We start from the raw sequence: 19,955 nt of genomic DNA, 5'->3' as shown, positions 1-19,955 counted from the left end.
CCCCGGCTCATGAGCCTCACTACCAGCTGCCCGTCCTGCGGCACGATGTTCCGTGTCGTGCCGGACCAGCTGAAGATCAGCGAGGGCTGGGTGCGCTGCGGCCATTGCTCGGAGGTGTTCGATGCGACCGCGCACCTCGCCGAGGAGATCGTGCTGGAGGGCGAGCCCGAGCCGCCGGCGCCGGCACCTGCGCAATCCGCTCCATCGATCGGCGCAAGCAACCCCGAAGGCATCCGCGGCTGGGAGCCGACGGCGACCGCCGGCCTGACCCAGCCCGCAGCGCTGCCCAGCGGGCCGGCGCCGCTGGCGCCCCAGATCGCCGCCTTGCGCGCCGAAGCCGAACGCGACCCGCGCCCGACCGGCCCCGACAGCCAGGCGCTCGAGGCGCTGGATCTCGACGAGCCCTTCGTGTTCCGGCGCTCCGATTTCGTCGAGCGCGATCCGGTGCCTTCGGTGCTGCCGCCGGCGGGGCCCAGCATCAGCGACAGCCGCCTGGGACTCGACGAGGACGAACAGCGCGACGACTTCCGCGCGCCGCCCCCCGATGTGTCCTTCGTGCGCCAGGCGCGGCGCAAGGCGTTCTGGCGGCGGCCGGTGGTGCGCACCCTGATGCTGCTGTCGGCGCTGCTGCTGGCGGCGGCGCTGGCCGGCCAGTGGGCGTACCAGGAGCGCGACCGGCTGGCCCTGTCGCAGCCGGCACTGCGACCGGCGCTGCAGATGCTGTGCGACCAGCTGCGCTGCACGCTCGGGCCGCCGCGCCAGATCGAGGCGGTCGCGATCGACAGCTCGGGCTTCAACAAGCTGCGCAGCGACACCTACCGACTGAGCTTCACCCTGAAGAACAGCGCCGGCGTGCCGGTAGCGGCGCCCGCCATGGAGCTGACGCTCACCGACGCGCAGGACCAGCCGCTGCTGCGCCGCGTGCTCACGCCGGCGGAGCTGGGCGCCCCCGACAACGTGATTCCCGCCGCCTCCGACTGGTCGGGCGCGGTGGGCATCGTCGTTCTCCCCAGCAGCGGGGGCCCGCGCATCGCGGGCTACCGGCTGCTGGCCTTCTATCCCTGAAACCCACCAACAGCGAACACCCATGGCAGCAGTCATCTGCGGATCCCTTGCCTTCGACACCATCATGAGCTTCGAGGGCCGCTTCGCCGAGCAGATCATGCCGCAGCAGCTGCACATCCTGAACGTGTCCTTCCTGGTGCCCGCGCTGCGGCGCGACTTCGGCGGCTGCGCGGGCAACATCGCGTACAGCCTCAAGCTCCTGGGCGGCACGCCGCTGCCCATGGCGGCGCTGGGCAGCGACGGCGCCGGGTACCTGGCGCGGCTCAAGGAGCTGGGCATCAGCACGGAGTTCGTGCGCACGGTGGACGACAGCTACACCGCGCAGGCGATGATCATGACGGACCGCGACAACAACCAGATCACGGCCTTCCATCCCGGCGCGATGATGCAGGCGCACCAGACGAAGATCGCCGCGCGCAGCGACATCAAGCTCGGCATCATCTCGCCCGACGGCCGCGACGCCATGCTGCAGCACGCCGACCAGTTCCGGGCCGCCGGCATCCCCTTCGTCTTCGATCCGGGCCAGGGGCTGCCGATGTTCGACGGCAGGGAGCTCGCCGGCTTCATCGAGAAGTCGACCTGGGTCACGGTCAACGACTACGAAGGCAAGATGCTGTCGGAGCGCACCGGCTGGGACAGCGCGGAGATTTCGCGCCGCACGCAGGGCCTGGTGGTGACGCTGGGCGGCGAAGGCTGCGAAGTGTGGGTCGGCGGCGAAAAGACGCTGGTGCCGCCGGTGAAGGCCGCCGCGGTGGTCGACCCCACCGGCTGCGGCGACGCCTGGCGCGGCGCGCTGCTGCACGGCCTGGAGCAGGGCTGGTCACTGGCGAAGTGCGCCGAGCTGGGCAACAAGGTCGGCGCGCTCAAGATCGCCAGCCGCGGGCCGCAGAACTACACGCTGTAGGGTGGGTTCGCGCCAGCGACCCCACCAAGTGCGTTCACCCGCGCGCGTGCGTCACGCCGCCGTCGACCACGATGGTCTCGCCGACCACGTAGTCGCCGGCGCGTGACGCGAGGAAGATCGCCGCCCCGGCCATGTCGTCGTCGCGCCCGATGCGGCCGGCGGGAATGCGCTGCGCGACCTCGTCACCATGGTCGCGCGCCACCTTGTTCATGTCGGAGGCGAAGGCGCCCGGCGCGATGCCGCTCATCACGATGTTGTCCTGCGCGAGCCGCAGCGCCATGCGCTTGGTCAGGTGGATCAGGCCGGCCTTGCTGGCGGCATAGGAGTAGGTCTCCTGCGGGTTCACCGAGATGCCATCGATCGAGGCGATGTTGATCACCTTGGCCGGCCGCTCGGTCGCCGCGTTCTTCAGCAGCGCGTGCAGCGCCTGCGTCAGGAAGAAGGGCGCCTTGGTATTGAGGTTCATCACCTTGTCCCAGCCGCTTTCGGGGAAGGTGTCGAAGTCCTCGCCCCAGGCGGCGCCGGCGTTGTTCACCAGGATGTCCAGGCGCGGCTCGCGGCTGGCGATCTCCGCGGCCAGCTGGCGTGCGCCGTCAACCGTCGAGACGTCGATCGGCAGCGAGATGCACGGGCCGATCTCGGAAAGCTCCTTGGCGGTCGCGTCGCATGCCGCGGCCTTGCGCGCGGAGATGTAGACCTTGGCGCCCTGGCGCAGGAAGCCGGTGGCGATCATGCGGCCGATGCCGCGCGAGCCGCCGGTGACCAAGGCGACGCGGCCTTGCAAGGAGAAGAGCTCGGTGTTCATGGGGCCAGCTTACGCCGCGCCCCGCCCCGCGCAATCACATGGATGACAGGGGCGGCTAGCCCCGCGCCTTGCGCCGGTCGCGCCAGGCGATCAGCTCGCCCACCACGCCCTTGCGGAAGGCCAGCACGCAGAACACGAAGATCACGCCGATGATCACGGTCACCCAGGCGCCGACCTTGTCGGCCAGGGTGTCCTGCAGCGCGATCACCAGCCCGGCGCCCAGCACCGGGCCGAAGAAGGTGCCCACGCCACCCAGCAGGCTCATGAGGATGACCTCGCCGGACATCGACCAGTGCACGTCCGACAGCGAGGCGAAGCCCATGACGACGGTCTTCAGCGAGCCGGCCAATCCCGCCAGCGTGGCCGACAGCACGAAGGCCAGCAGCTTGTAGCGGTCGACGTCGTAGCCGAGCGAGATGGCGCGCGGTTCGTTCTCGCGGATCATCTTCAGCACCTGGCCGAAAGGCGAGGTGACCACCCGCAGGATGAACAGGAAGCAGGCCACGAAGATCGCCAGCACCACGTAGTACAGCGTCAGGTCCGAAGCCAGCGACAGCACGCCGAAGAGGCTGCCGCGCGGCACGCCCTGCAGCCCGTCCTCGCCGCCGGTGAACGGCGCCTGCAGGCAGACGAAGAACACCATCTGCGCCAGCGCCAGCGTGACCATGGCGAAGTAGATGCCCTGGCGGCGGATCGCGATCAGGCCGAACAGCAGGCCCAGCCCCGCGCCGGTGGCCGCTCCGGCCAGCACGCCGAGTTCGGGCGTCAGGCCCTGCGCCTTGATCAACCAGCCGGCCACGTAGGCGGCAAAGCCGAAGAAGGCGGCATGGCCGAAGGAGAGCAGGCCGGTGAAGCCGAGCAGCAGGTTGAAGGCGCAGGCGAACAGCGCGAAGCAAAGCAGCTTCATGCCCATCACCGGGTACAGGCCGATCATCGGCGCCACCAGCGCCAGGGCGAGCAGGCCCAGGTAGGTCATGCGCGTGCCGCGGGACATGCCCGTGACGGCAGCGGGCTTCGCCCGCTCCGGCGCTTGCGTGCCGGCGTCCGCCGCCACCGAGCTCGATGCGGAGGTATTCATGTCAGGCCTCCTTCCCGAACAGGCCCGCGGGCCGGATCATCAGCACGATCGCCATGATGACGAATACCACGACGTTGGACGCTTCGGGATAGAACACGCGGGTGAAGCCCTCGATCACGCCCAGCGCCAGGCCGGTGATCACGGAGCCGAGGATGGAGCCCATGCCGCCGATCACGACGACGGCGAACACGACGATGATCAGGTTGGTGCCCATCAGCGGGGTCACCTGGATCACGGGAGCCGCCAGCACGCCGGCCAGGCCCGCGAGCGCGGCGCCGGCGCCGTAGGTGAGCATGACCATCAGCGGCACGTTGACGCCGAAGGCCTGCACCAGCTTGGCGTTCTCGGTGCCGGCACGCAGGTAGGCGCCCAGGCGCGTGCGCTCGATCAGGAACCAGGTGGAAAGGCATACGGTGACCGAAGCCAGCACCACCCAGGCGCGGTAGTTCGGCAGCACCATGAAACCGAGGTTGGTCGCGCCGGAGAGGGCCTCGGGCACGGGATAGGACTGGCCGGAGACGCCGTACTGGTCGCGGAAGATGCCTTCCAGGATCAGCGACAGGCCGAAGGTGAGCAGCAGGCCGTACAACGGGTCCAGCCCGTACAGCCGCTTGAGGAACAGCCGTTCGATGAGCACGCCGAGCACCCCGACCAGCAGCGGTGCGACGACGAGGGCGATCCAGTAGTTCACGCCCCACTTGTCCAGCATGATGTAGGCGAAGAAGGCGCCCACCATGTACAGCGCGCCGTGCGCGAAGTTCACGATGTCGAGCAGGCCGAAGATCACGGCGAGCCCCAGGCTCAGCATGGCGTAGAAGGCGCCGTTCACCAGGCCCAGCATCAGCTGGCCCAGGAAGGCCTGGATCGGAATGCCAAAGATTTCGGTCATTGAGGAAAAAGAAACTAGGTGCTGGAGGCTAGAGACGAGGGAAAGGCTGGAGACCGGGACCCTCCCTAGTCTCCAGCCTCTAGCCTCTAGACCCTTACTTCCAAAGCGCGCACTTGCTCTCGGCCTTGGTGGTCCAGGCCTCTTCGCCCTTGAACACCTGCTTCACGTCGTAGTAGTCCCACGGCTCGGTGGACTTGTCCGGCGACTTGACCTGCATCAGGTACATGTCGTGGATCACGCGGCCGTCGGCGCGCACGTAGCCGTTCTTCATGAAGACGTCGTTGAACTTCGCCTTCTTCATGTGGCCCAGCACCTTGTCGGTGTCGTCGCTGTTGACGGCCTTGACGGCGGCCAGGTACTGCGTGATGGCGGAGTAGTCGCCGGCCTGGATCGACGAGGGCATGCGCTTCATCTTGTCGAAGAAGCGGCGCGACCAGTCGCGCGTTTCCTTGTTCTGGTTCCAGTACCAGCTGTCCGTCAGGTACATGCCCTGGGTGGTCTTCAGGCCCAGCGAGTGGATGTCGTTGATGAACACCAGCAGGCCGGCGAGCTTCATCGTCTTGGTGATGCCGAACTCGTTGGCGGCCTTGATCGAGTTGATCGTGTCGCCGCCGGCATTGGCCAGGCCCAGGATCTGGGCCTTGCTGCCCTGCGCCTGCAGCAGGAAGGACGAGAAGTCGCTGGCGCTCAGCGGCGCCTTGACCGAGCCCACCACCTTGCCGCCGTTGGCTTCCACGACCTTGGTCGTGTCGGCCTGCAGCTGGTGGCCGAAGGCGTAGTCGGCGGTCAGGAAGTACCAGGTCTTGCCGCCCTGCTTGACGACCGCCGCGCCCGTGCCCTTGGCCAGCGCGGTGGTGTCGTACGCCCAGTGCAGGGTGTAGGGCGTGCACTGGTCGTTGGTCAGCGCGGAGGTGGCGGCGCCGATCGAGATGAAGGGCTTCTTCTTCTCGGCGGCGACCTTGGCCATGGCCAGGTTGGTGCCGGAGTTGGTGCCGCCGATCAGGACGTCCAGGCCCTGGGTGTCGAACCACTCGCGCGCCTTGGTGGCGGCGACGTCGGGCTTGTTCTGGTGGTCGGCGGAGAGCACCTCGATCTTCTTGCCGGCGACGTTGCCGCCCGCGTCGGCGATGGCCATGCGGATGGCTTCCACGCCGCCCTGGCCGTCGATGTCGGCGTAGACGCTCGACATGTCGGTGATCAGGCCGACGCGGATGACGTCACCCGAGAACTGCGCGTGCGCCGGGAGGCTGGCGCCGAACAGGGCTGCCGCGCCGAGCGCGACGCAGCTGAATGCCTTCTTGATTTTCATGGGGTCTCCTTCGTGAAAAAACTTTGCGGGGATCCGCCTAGACGCCCAGGTATTCCTGCAGCACCGACGTGTTGGCGCCGAGCTCGGCCTGGGTGAATTCCTTGACGATCTTGCCGTGCTCCATGATGTAGAAGCGGTCGGCCAGCGGGGCGGCGAAGCGGAAGTTCTGCTCCACCAGCACCACCGTGTAGCCCTTGGACTTGAGCGTGCGGATCATCTCCGCCAGCTTCTGCACGATCACCGGCGCCAGCCCTTCGGAGATCTCGTCCAGCAGCAGCAGGCGCGCGCCGGTGCGCAGGATGCGGGCGACGGCCAGCATCTGCTGTTCGCCGCCGGACAGGCGCGTGCCCGGGCTGGCGGCGCGTTCCTTCAGGTTGGGGAACATGTCGTAGATCTCGGCCACGCTCATGCCGCCTTCGGCGATCGTGGGCGGCAGCATCAGGTTCTCTTCCGCCGACAGGCTGGCGAAGATGCCGCGCTCTTCCGGGCAGTAGCCCACGCCCAGGCGGGCGATGCGGTGCGGCGCGAGCTTGACGGCTTCCTGGCCGCGGATGCGGATCGAGCCTTCGCGGCGGCCGGTCAGGCCCATGATGGCGCGCATGGTGGTGGTGCGGCCGGCGCCGTTTCGACCGAGCAGGGAGACCACCTCGCCCTCGTTCACGCGCATGTTCACGCCGTGCAGCACGTGCGACTCGCCGTACCAGGCGTTGAGGTTCTCGATGCGAAGCAGTTCGTTGCCGGCCATCAGTGCGCCCCCACCAGCTCGGTGTCGGCGGTGCCCATGTAGGCTTCGATCACCTGCGGGTTCTTCGACACTTCGGCGTAAGGGCCGTCGGCGATCACGGCGCCGCGCTGCAGCACCGTGATGCGGTCGGCGATCGACGACACCACGTTCATGTTGTGCTCCACCATCAGGATGGTGCGGCCGGCCGACACCTTCTTGATCAATTCGGTGACCCGGTGCACGTCCTCGTGGCCCATGCCCTGGGTCGGCTCGTCCAGCAGCATCAGCTCGGGCTCCAGCGCCATGGTCGTGGCCAGTTCCAGCGCGCGCTTGCGGCCGTAGGGCAGGTTGACGGTGAGTTCATTGGCGAAGGCGCCGAGGTCCACGGACTCCAGCAGCTCCTGCGCCCGGTCGTGCAGCGGGTAGAGCGTGCGTTCCGGCTTCCAGAAGTGGAAGGACGTGCCCAGGTTGCGTTGCAGGGCGGCGCGGACGTTTTCCAGCGCCGTCAGGTGCGGGAACACGGCCGAAATCTGGAAGGAGCGGACGATCCCGCGGCGGGCCGTCTGGGACGGCCGCTCGCTGGTGATGTCGGCCCCGTTGTAGGTGATGGTGCCGCGGGTGGGCGGCAGGAACTTGGTCAGCAGGTTGAAGAAGGTCGTCTTGCCGGCGCCGTTGGGTCCGATCAAAGCGTGGATGTCGCCGCGGCGCACTTTCAGGTCCACGTTGTTGACGGCCACGAATCCCTTGAACTCCTTGGTCAGGCCTCGGGTTTCCAGGATGGTTTCTGCAGGCAAGTCTCTTCCTTCCACGGCGGATGTGAGGCCGCTATGGTGGGAGGCGTGCTGCGACGCAGTAAGGGGGTTGAACCCTAGGTAGTCTTGCGGATACCTGACTCGGGCCAGCCCCGAAGCTACATGTTCCGGCGGTATTGGCCGCCCACTTCGAACAAGGCGGTCGTGATCTGGCCGAGGGAGCAGACCCGCACGGCGTCCATCAGCACGGCGAAGACGTTGCCGTTGGCGATCACCGTCTCCTGCAGGCGCTTGAGCATGGCCGGGGCCTGGCCCGCGTTGCGGGCGTGGAAATCCTTCAGGCGCCTCAGCTGGCTCTGCTTCTCGTCCTCGGTCGACCGGGCCAGTTCCAGCTTCTCCATCACGGTGTCGCCATGCGGGTTGCGGAAGGTGTTGACCCCGATGATGGGCAGCTCGCCGGTGTGCTTGAGCATCTCGTAGTGCATGCTCTCGTCCTGGATGCGGCCGCGCTGGTAGCCGGTTTCCATCGCGCCCAGCACGCCGCCGCGCTCGGCGATGCGCTCGAATTCGGCCAGCACGGCCTCCTCGACCAGTTCGGTCAGCTCGTCGACGATGAAGGCGCCCTGGTTCGGGTTCTCGTTCTTCGCCAGGCCCCACTCGCGGTTGATGATGAGCTGGATGGCCATCGCGCGCCGCACCGAGTCCTCGGTCGGCGTGGTGATCGCCTCGTCGAAGGCGTTGGTGTGCAGCGAGTTGCAGTTGTCGTAGATCGCGATCAGCGCCTGCAGCGTGGTGCGGATGTCGTTGAACTGGATCTCCTGCGCGTGCAGGCTGCGGCCGGAGGTCTGGACGTGGTACTTCAGCTTCTGGCTGCGCTCGTTGGCGCCGTACTTGTCCTTCATCGCCGTCGCCCAGATGCGGCGCGCCACCCGGCCCATCACCGTGTACTCCGGGTCCATGCCGTTGGAGAAGAAGAAGGACAGGTTGGGCGCGAAGTCGTCGATGTGCATCCCGCGGGCGAGATAGGCCTCGACGAAGGTGAAGCCGTTCGACAGCGTGAAGGCCAGCTGCGAGATCGGGTTCGCGCCCGCTTCGGCGATGTGGTAGCCCGAGATCGAGACGGAGTAGAAGTTGCGCACGTCGTGGTGCACGAAGTACTCGGCGATGTCGCCCATCACCTTGAGCGAGAACTCGGTGGAGAAGATGCAGGTGTTCTGGCCCTGATCTTCCTTCAGGATGTCGGCCTGCACGGTGCCGCGCACGTTCGCGAGGACCCACTCGCGGATCTTGGCGGCTTCGGTGTCGGTCGGCTCGCGGCCGTTGTCGGCCTTGAACTTCTCCAGGTTCTGGTCGATGGCGGTGTTCATGAACATCGCCAGGATGGAAGGCGCCGGCCCGTTGATGGTCATCGACACCGAGGTGGCCGGATCGCACAGGTCGAAGCCCGAATACAGCACCTTCATGTCGTCCAGCGTCGCGATCGACACGCCGGAGTTGCCGACCTTGCCGTAGATGTCCGGACGCGGGTCCGGATCGTTGCCGTACAGCGTGACCGAGTCGAAGGCGGTCGACAGCCGCTTGGCCGGCATGTTGGCCGACAGCAGCTTGAAGCGCTTGTTGGTGCGGAAGGCGTCGCCCTCGCCGGCGAACATGCGGGTCGGGTCCTCGCCCTCGCGCTTGAAGGCGAAGGTGCCGGCGGTGTAAGGGAAGCTGCCGGGCACGTTCTCCAGCATCAGCCACTTGAGGATCTCGCCGTGGTCCTCGTACTGGGGCAGAGCGACCTTGCGGATCGTCGTGCCGGAGAGCGACTTGGTGGTCAGCTTGGTGCGGATCTCCTTGTCGCGGATCTTCACCACGTACTCGTCGCCGGCGTAGGCCTTCTGCATGTCGGGCCACTGCTGCAGCAGGCGCAGCGCGTCGCGGTCCATCGCGGACTTGCGCTTGCCGGCCAGGTCGAGCGCGGCTTCGGCGGCCGGCGCGCGGTCGGGCTTGTCCACCTTGAGCATGCGCGCGGCTTCCTGCAGCTGCTGGATCTCGCGCGCCAGCTTGGCCTGGGCGCGGGCGCGCTTCTTGTAGCCGCGCACGGTGTCGCTGATCTCGGCGAGATAGCGCGTGCGCGCGGCCGGCACCACCGGCGTCTGGTTGGTGCTGTGGCGCACGCTCACCGCCGGCAGGCGGCCGTCCTGCAGCTTCAGCCCCAGCTGCTGCAGGCGCGGCTTCAATGCCTGGTACAGCGCCGTGACGCCGTCGTCGTTGAAGCGGGCGGCCATGGTGCCGAACACCGGCATCTCGTCGGGCTTCTTGCCCCAGGCTTCCTTGTTGCGCTGGACCTGCTTGGCCACGTCGCGCAGCGCGTCGGCGGCGCCCTTGCGGTCGAACTTGTTGATCGCCACGAACTCGGCGAAGTCCAGCATGTCGATCTTTTCCAGCTGGCTGGCGGCGCCGAACTCCGGCGTCATCACGTACATCGGCACGTCGACGTGCGGAACGATGGCGGCGTCGCCCTGGCCGATGCCGCTGGTCTCCACCACCACCAGGTCGAAGCCTGCAGCCTTGCAGGCGGCGATCACGTCGGGCAGGGCCGCGGAGATTTCGCTGCCGAAGTCGCGCGTCGCCAGCGAGCGCATGAACACGCGCGCGCCTTGCGACCATGGGTTGATCGCGTTCATGCGGATGCGGTCGCCCAGCAGGGCGCCGCCGCTCTTGCGGCGCGAAGGATCGATCGAGACCACGGCCACGCGCAGGCTGTCGTCCTGGTCCAGGCGCAGGCGGCGGATCAGTTCGTCGGTGAGCGAGGACTTGCCCGCGCCGCCGGTGCCGGTGATGCCCAGCACGGGGACCTTGCGGGTGGCTGCCTCGGCGCGGATCGCCTCCAGCAGCTTCGCGTCGGCCCCGCCGTTCTCCAATGCGGTCACCAGCTGGGCGAGGGCGCGCCAGGCGGCTTCGCCGTGGCCCTGGATCGCCTTCAGGTCGTGCGGCGCGTAGGAGGTGAGGTCCTGGTCGCAGCGCATGACCATCTCGCCGATCATGCCCTGCAGGCCCATGCGCTGGCCGTCCTCGGGGCTGTAGATGCGCGTCACGCCGTAGTCGTGCAGTTCTCGGATCTCGGCCGGCACGATCACGCCGCCGCCGCCGCCGAACACCTGGATGTGGCCGCCGCCGCGCTGCTTGAGCAGGTCCACCATGTACTTGAAGTACTCGACGTGGCCGCCCTGGTAGGAGCTGATGGCGATGCCCTGCACGTCTTCCTGCAGGGCCGCGGTCACGACTTCGTCGACGCTGCGGTTGTGGCCCAGGTGGATCACCTCGGCGCCCATGCCCTGCAGGATGCGCCGCATGATGTTGATGGCGGCGTCATGCCCGTCGAACAGGCTGGCGGCGGTGACGAAACGGACCTTGTGGGTCGGACGGTAGTTGGCGAGCGCCTTGAATTCGGCGGACAGGTCGGTCATAGGGGGGATAGTCTCCTCCCCCGACCTTAATTGACGTTTACGTCAACGTCAATCAGGACGGCGAATTTCCCGTCATTCCACCCGGGTGCCGGCGACGCCTTCCCTGGCCGCCGGGTAGCGCAGCTTGAGCGACGCCAGCGCGTCGCGCACCACGGTGCCGATCATCACGTTGCGGTGCGTCTTGGAGTTCGCCGGCACCACGGTCCAGGGCGCCCAGGCGGCGCCCGTGTGGGAGAGGACGAACTCGTAGGCCTTGCGGTACGCGGTCCAGCGGCTGCGCACGTCCAGGTCGTGCGGGTCGTACTTCCAGGCCTTGGTGGCGTCGTCGATGCGGGCCTGCAGGCGGGACTGCTGCTCTTCCTTGCTGACGAGCAGCATGAACTTCAGGATCACCGTGCCCGTCTCGGCCAGCATCCGCTCGAAGTCGACGATCTGGCGGCAGCGCTGCTTCGCCTCGGCCTCCTTCATGCCGGATTCGGCCATGGGCACCAGCACGTCCTCGTAATGGCTGCGGTTGAAGATGGCCACCTCGCCGGCGGCGGGAACCGCCTTGTGGATGCGCCAGAGGAAGTCGTGCGCCTTCTCTTCCTCGGTGGGCGCCCGCCAGCCATAGGCATGCGAGCCCAGCGGGCTGACGCGGCCGAACACGTGCCGGATCGTCCCGTCCTTGCCCGACCCGTCGGTGCCCTGCAGCACCACGAGCAGCTTGTAGCGGCGATCGGCGAACAGCAGGTCCTGCAGCTCGTCGATCTGCCGGGCCAAGTCGTCCACCAGCAGCTTGTCCTTCGCCTTGTCGCCCGTCGAGCAGGGCTTGGCGCCGGGGTCCAGCGCGTCCAGCGAGAAGCGCGGGGCCGGTGCGCGCAGCTGCCAGCGCGCCAGGTCCCGCGATGCCTTGTCCTTGCTCAATTGCCTCCGTACAGGTAGTTGGGCAGCCAGAGCGTGAGGCCGGGCCAGATGTACATCAGCACCATGCACACGATCACGATCAGCATGTAGGGCATCATGCCCGCAAAGATCTGGTTGATGGTGACGTGGGACGGTGAAACGCCCTTGAGGTAGAAGGCCGACATCGCCACCGGCGGCGACAGGAAGGCCGCCTGCAGGTTGACGAACACCAGCACCCCCCACAGCATCGGGTCGATGTGGAAGTGCTGCAGCAGCGGCAGGAAGATGGGCACGAAGATCACGATGATCTCGGTCCACTCCAGCGGCCAGCCCAGCACGAAGATGATCGCCTGGGACAGCAGCAGGAACTGGATGGGCGACAGGTTCATGCCGAGCACCCATTCCTCCACCAGCCGCTGCCCGCCCAGCAGCGCGAACACCGCCGAGAAGATCGCGGAGCCGATGAAGAGCCAGCAGACCATGGCGGTCGTCTTGGCCGTGAGGAACACCGCTTCCTTGATCTTCTGCCAGTTCAGGGTGCGCGCCTGCCAGGCCATCAGGAAGGCGCCGGCCGCGCCCACGCCCGCCGACTCGGTCGCCGTCGTGATGCCGAACAGGATCACCGCCAGCACGATGAAGGTCAGGATGCCCAGCGGCATCACCGAGGAGATGAGCATGCGCAGGATCTCGAACTGCTCGGCGTCGAAGCGCCAGTAGTACCAGGCCAGCAGCGCGAGCGTGATGGCGCAGGCGATCCAGAAGCCGGTGTAGAAGGCATCGGGCACCGCGGGCGGAGCGTCCGCCGTGGTCGGGCCGCCGAGGCTTTCGGGCGGCGCGTCGGCGGACGGTGGCGCCGCGGGCGCCGCACCCGGCGGCTCCTGCACGCCGGAGGCCGCCGGGGGCTCCTGGACGCCGCCGGAGGCGGGCGGTTCCTGGAGTCCTCCAGAGGATGGGGGCTCCTGCAAGCCGCCGGCAGCAGGCGGCTCCTGCAGGCCGCCCGAGGCCGCCGGGGGCTCCTTCAGGTCGGAGCCCGAAGCCGGCGGCTCGGCGAGGCCGGTCGACGTGCCGGCGGCGGGCGTGCCGGCCTTCGCAGTGGCCACCGCCGCCACCGGCTCGGTCTTCTGCGAGTAGATGACCACGTACCACCAGATCGTGCCCAGGGTGACCGCCGCGATCAGCACGGGCACCAGCGAAGTGCCCAGGCCGCGCAGCAGCTGCGTCCAGCGGATGCCCAGCTGCTCGCCCGCGCCGCGTACCGCGCGCCCGGGCGCCGCGACCGCGGCCGCGAAGGCCGGCAGCATGCGCTGCGAATAGTTCGCTCCCAGGTGTTCCAGCCAGGGCGGCACCGGCACCCGCATCTGTTCCGGTGGCAGCTTAGGCGCGATCTTGGGGTTGATCAGCACCCAGCCGATCACGTACACGAGGTACAGCAACGCCAGGAAGAAACCGGGGAACATCGCGGCGGCATAGAGCTTCACCACCGACTGCCCGGCGACCGCCGCGTACACGATGATCATCACCGAGGGCGGGATCAGGATGCCAAGCGTGCCGCCGGCGGTGATCACGCCGGCCGCGAGCCGCGTGTCGTAGCCCGCGTTGAGCATGGGCCGCATCGCGATCACGCCCATCAGCACCACGACGGCGCCCACCAGGCCGGAGGCGATGCCCCAGAAGGTGCAGATGATCAGCGTGGTGACTGCGAGCGAGCCCGGCAGGCGGCGGAAGGCCAGCTGCACGCTGTGGAACATCTTGTCCACCAGCGCGCCGCGTTCCATCACGTAGCCCATGAGCACGAACAGCGGGATCGACAGCAGCGTGTCGTTGTTCATCGCCCCGAAGGCGCGCTGCACCATCAGGTCGAAGATCTTGTTGTCCCAGAAGTGGACGGCCGGGTCGTAGAAGGCGACGTAGCCGAACATGATGCCCAGCCCCATCAGGGTGAAGGCCGTCGGGAACCCCATCATGATCACGACCACGATGAGGACCAGCATCGTCATGCCGAGTGCTGCATCGCTCATGACATGCTCCCGCCATGACGTTGCCGCGCGGCTTCGTCGATCTGCTTGGCCTTGGCCATGGCTTCCTTCCGCGCGTCGTCGTCGACGTAGGTGCTGCTGGCCAGCTGCTGCTCGACGACGTCGATCTCGTCTGCGTCCTTCAGGCGCGGCGTCCATTCGCCGGTCCGCAGGCAGACGATGCAGCGCACGATCTCCGCGATGCCTTGCACCAGCACCACGGCGCCGGCGAGCGGGATGATGAACTTGAAGGGATAGATCGGCAGCGGAGTCGCGTTGAACGTGGTCTCGTGCATGCGCAGGGAGTCGCCGAAGTAGATCCAGCCGGCCCAGGTGAGGGCCATGATGCCGGGCAGGAAGAAGACGATGAACAGCACCAGGTCGAGCGCGGCCTGGCGCCGCGGCTTCATGCTGCCGTAGAGGAAGTCGCCGCGCACGTGGCCGTCATGGGCGAGCGTGTAGGCCCCGCACATCATGAACAGCGTGCCGTACATCATGTTGCTCACGTCGAACACCCACGCGGTGGGCATGTTGAGGACGTAGCGCTTGAAGACCTCGATGCAGACCATCAGCATCAGCGCCACGATCAGCCAGGCGAAGGCCTTGCCGATCCAGGTGCTGGCGTGGTCCACGCCGTGCAGGAATTTCTGGATTGTCATTTGTGGTTTTCCAAAGGGGAGGGGCTAGAGACCGGGGGCTGGAGGCTAGGGATTTCCACTTCCCTAGGCCCCGGCCTCCAGCCCCTAGCCCCTCTCCGGCTTGCCGGAATCAGGCCTTCTTGCCCTTCGCGAAGTAGCGGTCGTAGGCCATCTTGAAGTCGACCATGTAGTCGCGCTGCCACTGGCCGGCGCGCTCGGCAAAGGCCTTCTGCGAATCGAGCACGCGCTTGAAGAACGGGTTGTCGACCGACTTCTTGGCCGTCACGCGGTCCCAGGCATCCAGCTGCGCCTTCAGGATCGAATCCGGCGTCTTGTAGAAGTTGACCTTGTCCTTGGTCTTCAGCTCGATGTAGTCCTTGGAGTTGCGGTCGATCGCCTTCCAGCTGAAGTCGGCCGACGCGGCCTGCACGGCGTAGTCGATGATCGACTTGAGCTCGGGCGCGAGGGCGTTGTACTTGCCCCGGTTGAACAGGATCTCGAACTGCTCGCCGGACTGGTGGAAGCTTTGCAGCATGCAGTTCTTGGCGACGTCCGGGAAGCCGAGCACGCGGTCGGACGATGCGTTGTTGAACTCCGCCGCCTCGATCAGGCCGCGGTCCAGCGCCGGAACGATTTCGCCGCCGGGCAGCGGGTTGACCGCAGCGCCGAGGTCGGTGAACAGGTCGACCGCCAGGCCCACCGTGCGGTACTTGAGGCCCTTCATCTGCGCGATGTTCGAAATCGGCTTCTTGAACCAGCCGAGCGGCTGCGTCGGCATGGGGCCGTACAGGTAGGAGACCACGTCCATGTTGATGGACTTGTAGATCTCTTCCAGCAGCGCCTTGCCGCCGCCGTAGTAGTGCCACGACAACACCATGTTGGGATCCATGCCGAAGGCCGGGCCCGAGCCCCAGAGGGCCAGCGCCGAGTTCTTGCCGTAGTGGTAGGCCACCACGCCGTGGCCGCCGTCGAGCGTGCCCTTGTTGACCGCTTCCAGCAGCTGGAACGCAGGAACGACCGCACCCGAGGGCAGCACCTCGATCTTCAGGCGGCTGCCCGCCATGTCGTTCACCTTCTTCGCGAAGTCGTTGGCGAACTCGTGGAAGATGTCCTTCGCCGGCCAGGTGCTCTGGAAGCGGAAGGCGGTGGTCTGTGCGACTGCCACCATCGGGGCCGACATGGCGCCGGCCGCGATGGCTGCACCCTTCAACAGGCTGCGGCGGCGGGGGCTCTTGCTTTCGCTCATGCTTTGTCTCCTTGCGTTGGAATCGTTAGCAAGCTATCTTTGATTCGGAACCTTGTTGCAGTAATAGGGTTTTCACGGACGCTTGTTCCGAAGTCGATGAATGGCTCTCGACTTCAAAGTTAAAACAGTGATGACACAGGAGACAGGAAAGATGGATCGCCGCAATTTCTTCCAGGGTTCAGCAGCCGCCGCTGCCGCGGGTTTGGCGGGCTGCACCACGATGGGCAACGCAGCCGGCGGCGCGCGCACGCCCTTCGCCGTCAACACGACTTCGATCCCCGTCGTGGGCTCGGACGAAGTCTTCCCGGTGCGCCGCATCTACTGCATCGGCCGCAACTACGCCGCGCATGCGCGCGAAATGGGCTCGGATCCGAACCGCGAACCGCCGTTCTTCTTCCAGAAGCCGACCGATGCGATCCAGTACGTCGCGACCGGCACGGTGGCCGACCATCCGTATCCGACGCTCACCAAGAACTACCACTATGAAGCGGAGCTGGTGGCCTGCATCGGCAAGGGCGGCCGCAACATTCCCGTGGCAAGCGCGCTCGACCATGTGTGGGGCTACACGCTGGGCCTGGACATGACGCGGCGCGACCTGCAGCGCGCGATGGGCGACGAGAAGAAGCCCTGGGAGATCGGCAAGAGCTTCGACCATTCGGCGCCGCTCGGCCCGGTGCACAAGGTGGCGCAGACCGGCCACTTCACCAAGGGCGCGATCTGGCTCAAGGTCAACGGCGCGATCAAGCAGAACGCCAACCTGAACCAGATGATCTGGTCCGTGGCCGAGCAGATCGCCAAGCTGTCGGAGGCCAACGAGCTGTTCCCCGGCGACATCATCTATTCCGGCACGCCCGAAAACGTCGGCCCGGTCGTGCGTGGCGACGTGATCGAGATGCACATCGACGGCCTGCCGAATCTCAGCGTCAAGATCGTCTGACGGCAGCAGGGGCGTCCGGGGCTGGCAAAATCGGCCCATGAACGCCCCTTCCTCCTTGCCCGACGAAGTCCGGCCCGCGGCCGGCTACGCGGGCGACGTTTCTCCCGAACTCGCCTGCCGCTGGTGGCAGGCCGGCGACGCCGTGCTGATCGATGTGCGCAGCGACGCCGAGCGCGAGTGGGTCGGCTTCGTGCCGGGCGCCGTGCCGCTCGCCTGGAAGCAGTGGCCCGGCATGGCCCTGAACGCCGCCTTCGACGAAGGCGTGCAGGCCGCCGTCCCCGCCGGCAAGAAGGCCGTCCTCCTGTGCCGCAGCGGCGTGCGTTCCATCGCCGCCGCCAAGCGCGCCACCGAACTGGGCCTGGAGGCCTACAACATCCTGGAAGGCTTCGAAGGCGACGCCGACGCCGAGGGCCACCGCGGCCGCAAGGGCGGCTGGCGCCTGCGCGGCCTGCCCTGGCGCCAGAACTGACAAGCGAAAGAAAACCATGGCTGTGAATCTGAGCGCGCCCAGCGCCGCGTCGCTGTTCCCCGTTCCCGGCGTGCGCATCGGCGTGGCCGAGGCGGGCGTCCGCAAGGCAAACCGCAAGGACCTGACGGTCTTCCTGCTGGACGAAGGCTCCAGCGTCGGCGGCGTCTTCACGCAGAACCGCTTCTGCGCGGCGTCGGTGCAGGTCTGCCGCGAGCACCTCGCGCGCACCGACATCCGCGCGATGGTGATCAACACCGGCAACGCGAACGCGGGCACCGGGCAGGACGGCCTGGCCCGCGCGCGCGCGACCTGCGCGGCGGCCGCCAAGCTGCTCAAGCTGCAGCCCGAACAGGTGCTGCCCTTCTCCACCGGCGTGATCATGGAGCAGCTGCCGGTGGACCGCATCGAAGCCGGCCTGCCCGCCGCCATCGCCGACGCGCAGCCCGCGCACTGGCTGCGCGCGGCCGAGGGCATCATGACCACCGACACGCTGCCCAAGGCCTTCAGCCGCCAGGTGCAGGTCGATGGCGCGACCGTCACCGTCACCGGCATCAGCAAGGGCGCCGGCATGATCCGCCCGAACATGGCCACCATGCTGGGCTTCCTGGCGACCGACGCGCAGATCGACGCGAAGCTGCTGCCCGCGCTGGCCTTCGAGCTGGCCGAGGGGTCCTTCAACCGTGCCACGGTGGACGGCGACACCTCCACCAACGATTCCTTCGTCGTGGTCGCCACCAACCAGGCCAGGCACGCGAAGATCACCTCGTTCGACACGCCCGCCGGCCAGGCCGTCAAGGGCGCGATGCAGGAAGTGGCGCGCCTGCTGGCGCAGGCCATCGTGCGCGACGGCGAGGGCGCCACCAAGTTCATCACGGTGCGCGTCGAAGGTGGCAAGACGAAAGCCGAATGCCTGCAGGTGGCCTATGCCATCGCGCACTCGCCGCTGGTGAAGACCGCCTTCTTCGCGAGCGACCCGAACCTGGGGCGCATCCTCGCGGCCGTGGGCTATGCCGGGATCGCCGACCTCGACCAGACGAAGATCGACCTGTTCCTCGACGACGTGCACGTGGCCGTCGGCGGCGGCCGCAATCCGTCGTACCGCGAGGAAGACGGCCAGCGCGTGATGAAGCAAAGCGAGATCACGGTGCGCGTGGTCCTGGGCCGCGGCAAGGTCTCCGACCAGGTGTGGACCTGCGACTTCAGCCACGACTACGTGACCATCAACGCCGACTACCGTTCATGAGCGAGAAGTTCGAGGGCCTGCTGGCCCAGGCCGTGCAGCTGCTGCAGCGCATCGAGGCCATCCTGCCGCAGCCGCTGTCGGCCCCCGACTGGGGCGCGGCGATCGCCTGGCGCTACCGCAAGCGGGCGAGCGGCCATGGCGTTCTCGAGCCCGTGCGGCACGTGGCGGCCATTGCACTCGACGACCTGAAGGAGATCGAGCCGCAGAAGGAAAAGATCCAGCGCAACACGTTGCAGTTCGTGCAGGGCCATCCGGCCAACAACGTGCTCCTGACCGGCGCGCGCGGCACCGGCAAGTCCTCGCTGATCAAGGCCTGCCTGAACACCTACGCGAAGGACGGCCTGCGGCTGATCGAGGTCGACAAGGCCGACCTGGTCGACCTGCCGGACATCGTCGACGTCTGCTCGGGCCGGCCCGAGAAGTTCATGGTGTTCTGCGACGACCTGAGCTTCGAGGAAGGCGAGGCCGGCTACAAGGCGCTCAAGTCCATCCTGGACGGCTCCGTGGCGGCGGCCACGCCCAACGTGCTGATCTACGCGACCAGCAACCGGCGCCACCTGCTGCCCGAATACATGAAGGAAAACCTCACCTACACCCACACCGAGGACGGCGAGGTGCATCCGGGCGAGGTGGTGGAGGAGAAGATTTCGCTGTCGGAACGCTTCGGCCTCTGGGTGAGCTTCTACCCCTTCAGCCAGGACGAATACCTCGCGATCACCGCGCAATGGCTGTCGCACTTCAAGGTGCCCGCCGCCGAGATCGAGGCGGCGCGGCCCGAGGCGCTGGTGTGGGCGCTGGAGCGCGGCTCGCGCAGCGGCCGGGTGGCCTACCAGTTCGCGCGCGACTACGCCGGGCGGCACCACGGGTGAGCGACAAGCCCGTCCTCGTCGCCCACGGCGACCGGCCGCGCGAAGGCGGGCCGGACCGCAAGGAAGTCGAAGTCGCGGTCGGCGTGTTGATCCGCGCCGACGGCGCCTTCCTGCTGACGTCCCGCCCGGCGGGCAAGGTCTACGCCGGCTACTGGGAATTCCCGGGCGGCAAGGTCGAAGCCGGCGAGACGGTGGAACAGGCCTTGCGGCGCGAGCTGCGGGAAGAGATCGGCATCACGATAGGCGCCGTGCACCCGTGGAAGGTGGAGCGGGTCGACTATCCGCACGCGCTGGTGCGCCTGAACTTCTGCAAGGTGTACGAGTGGGAAGGCGAGCTGCACATGCACGAAGGGCAGGAGTTCGCCTGGCAGCAGCTGCCCGTCACCGTGCAGCCGGTGCTGCCGGGGACGGTGCCCGTACTGCAGTGGTTCGCGGAGGAACGGCGGTTCCCCGGGGCCACGCACGCCTGACTACTGCTCCTTCGGATCCCCGAACGGCAGGTCGTCGGGCGGCGAATCGTCGGGCACCCGGAAACTCTCGCTGGCCCACGCCCCCAGGTCCATGTTCTTGCAGCGCTCGCTGCAGAAGGGCCGGTAGGGATTGCTGGGCGCGTAGACGCTCTTGCCCCCACAGGCGGGGCAACGCACGGTGCGTGGCTTCGTCGCTGCCATGGGC

19 protein-coding genes are annotated in these 19,955 nt (G+C 67.5%); 7 read left to right on the top strand and 12 right to left on the bottom strand.

The window, feature by feature from the left end:
• Positions 1-9: 9 nt before the first annotated feature.
• Both LZ009_RS21265 and LZ009_RS21260 read left to right on the top strand, forming a co-directional pair.
• Positions 10-1,065 carry a DUF3426 domain-containing protein gene (locus LZ009_RS21265; RefSeq protein WP_275699982.1) on the top strand — a complete coding sequence of 352 codons (1,056 nt, stop codon included), beginning with the start codon at positions 10-12 and terminating at the stop codon, positions 1,063-1,065.
• 22 nt (positions 1,066-1,087) lie between these two features.
• Positions 1,088-1,969: a carbohydrate kinase family protein gene (locus LZ009_RS21260; RefSeq protein WP_275699981.1), complete on the top strand. Its 882-nt coding sequence runs from the start codon at positions 1,088-1,090 to the stop codon at positions 1,967-1,969.
• Between the two features lie 34 nt (positions 1,970-2,003).
• Here LZ009_RS21260 and LZ009_RS21255 read toward each other — a convergent pair whose 3' ends face one another.
• The 11 genes from LZ009_RS21255 to LZ009_RS21205 all read right to left on the bottom strand — a co-directional run bounded on the left by LZ009_RS21255 (position 2,004) and on the right by LZ009_RS21205 (position 15,762).
• Entirely contained in the window at positions 2,004-2,774 is a 771-nt protein-coding gene (locus LZ009_RS21255) for an SDR family oxidoreductase (protein ID WP_275699980.1), read from the bottom strand.
• 55 nt (positions 2,775-2,829) lie between these two features.
• Positions 2,830-3,768, bottom strand: a complete 939-nt coding sequence (locus LZ009_RS21250) for a branched-chain amino acid ABC transporter permease (protein ID WP_275700078.1) — start codon at positions 3,766-3,768, stop codon at positions 2,830-2,832.
• A gap of 85 nt (positions 3,769-3,853) precedes the next feature.
• Entirely contained in the window at positions 3,854-4,741 is an 888-nt protein-coding gene (locus tag LZ009_RS21245; protein WP_275699979.1) for a branched-chain amino acid ABC transporter permease, read from the bottom strand.
• 94 nt (positions 4,742-4,835) lie between these two features.
• The gene (locus tag LZ009_RS21240; protein WP_275699978.1) at positions 4,836-6,050 is read right to left on the bottom strand and encodes an ABC transporter substrate-binding protein; all 1,215 of its coding nucleotides are present in this window, start codon (positions 6,048-6,050) and stop codon (positions 4,836-4,838) included.
• 37 nt (positions 6,051-6,087) lie between these two features.
• The gene (locus LZ009_RS21235; protein WP_275699977.1) at positions 6,088-6,795 is read right to left on the bottom strand and encodes an ABC transporter ATP-binding protein; all 708 of its coding nucleotides are present in this window, start codon (positions 6,793-6,795) and stop codon (positions 6,088-6,090) included.
• Positions 6,795-7,568: an ABC transporter ATP-binding protein gene (locus LZ009_RS21230; protein WP_275699976.1), complete on the bottom strand. Its 774-nt coding sequence runs from the start codon at positions 7,566-7,568 to the stop codon at positions 6,795-6,797. Before LZ009_RS21230 ends, LZ009_RS21235 begins: the two co-directional genes overlap by 1 nt.
• A 116-nt stretch (positions 7,569-7,684) precedes the next feature.
• Complete coding sequence (gene icmF, locus LZ009_RS21225; RefSeq protein WP_275699975.1) at positions 7,685-10,978, bottom strand: fused isobutyryl-CoA mutase/GTPase IcmF; 3,294 nt, start codon at positions 10,976-10,978, stop codon at positions 7,685-7,687.
• Between the two features lie 72 nt (positions 10,979-11,050).
• Positions 11,051-11,884, bottom strand: a complete 834-nt coding sequence (locus LZ009_RS21220; protein ID WP_430300403.1) for a PPK2 family polyphosphate kinase — start codon at positions 11,882-11,884, stop codon at positions 11,051-11,053.
• Complete coding sequence (locus LZ009_RS21215; RefSeq protein WP_275699974.1) at positions 11,881-13,881, bottom strand: TRAP transporter large permease; 2,001 nt, start codon at positions 13,879-13,881, stop codon at positions 11,881-11,883. The genes LZ009_RS21220 and LZ009_RS21215 overlap by 4 nt, the downstream gene beginning before the upstream one ends.
• Positions 13,878-14,537, bottom strand: coding sequence for a TRAP transporter small permease subunit (locus tag LZ009_RS21210; protein ID WP_275699973.1), 660 nt, complete (start codon positions 14,535-14,537; stop codon positions 13,878-13,880). The genes LZ009_RS21215 and LZ009_RS21210 overlap by 4 nt, the downstream gene beginning before the upstream one ends.
• Before the next feature lie 109 nt (positions 14,538-14,646).
• Entirely contained in the window at positions 14,647-15,762 is a 1,116-nt protein-coding gene (locus LZ009_RS21205; protein WP_275699972.1) for a TRAP transporter substrate-binding protein, read from the bottom strand.
• Between the two features lie 151 nt (positions 15,763-15,913).
• Between LZ009_RS21205 and LZ009_RS21200 the strand changes: the two genes are divergently transcribed.
• The 5 genes from LZ009_RS21200 to LZ009_RS21180 are packed head-to-tail and all read left to right on the top strand — an operon-like array spanning position 15,914 to position 19,750.
• Positions 15,914-16,699, top strand: coding sequence for a fumarylacetoacetate hydrolase family protein (locus LZ009_RS21200; protein WP_275699971.1), 786 nt, complete (start codon positions 15,914-15,916; stop codon positions 16,697-16,699).
• A 37-nt stretch (positions 16,700-16,736) separates the two neighbouring features.
• Positions 16,737-17,168 carry a rhodanese-like domain-containing protein gene (locus tag LZ009_RS21195; protein ID WP_275699970.1) on the top strand — a complete coding sequence of 144 codons (432 nt, stop codon included), beginning with the start codon at positions 16,737-16,739 and terminating at the stop codon, positions 17,166-17,168.
• Positions 17,169-17,184: 16 nt separating this feature from the next.
• Positions 17,185-18,411, top strand: a complete 1,227-nt coding sequence (argJ, locus tag LZ009_RS21190) for a bifunctional glutamate N-acetyltransferase/amino-acid acetyltransferase ArgJ (protein ID WP_275699969.1) — start codon at positions 17,185-17,187, stop codon at positions 18,409-18,411.
• The gene (locus LZ009_RS21185; RefSeq protein WP_275699968.1) at positions 18,408-19,280 is read left to right on the top strand and encodes an ATP-binding protein; all 873 of its coding nucleotides are present in this window, start codon (positions 18,408-18,410) and stop codon (positions 19,278-19,280) included. Before argJ ends, LZ009_RS21185 begins: the two co-directional genes overlap by 4 nt.
• Positions 19,277-19,750: an NUDIX domain-containing protein gene (locus tag LZ009_RS21180; protein WP_275699967.1), complete on the top strand. Its 474-nt coding sequence runs from the start codon at positions 19,277-19,279 to the stop codon at positions 19,748-19,750. The genes LZ009_RS21185 and LZ009_RS21180 overlap by 4 nt, the downstream gene beginning before the upstream one ends.
• Here the strand turns inward: LZ009_RS21180 and LZ009_RS21175 are convergent, their stop codons facing one another.
• Positions 19,751-19,951, bottom strand: coding sequence for a DNA gyrase inhibitor YacG (locus LZ009_RS21175; RefSeq protein ID WP_275699966.1), 201 nt, complete (start codon positions 19,949-19,951; stop codon positions 19,751-19,753).
• Positions 19,952-19,955: the final 4 nt, after the last annotated feature.

Source organism: Ramlibacter paludis, from assembly GCF_022012305.1.
GTDB classification, from domain to species: domain Bacteria; phylum Pseudomonadota; class Gammaproteobacteria; order Burkholderiales; family Burkholderiaceae_C; genus Ramlibacter; species Ramlibacter paludis.
This window is presented reverse-complemented; position numbering and strand designations above follow the sequence as displayed.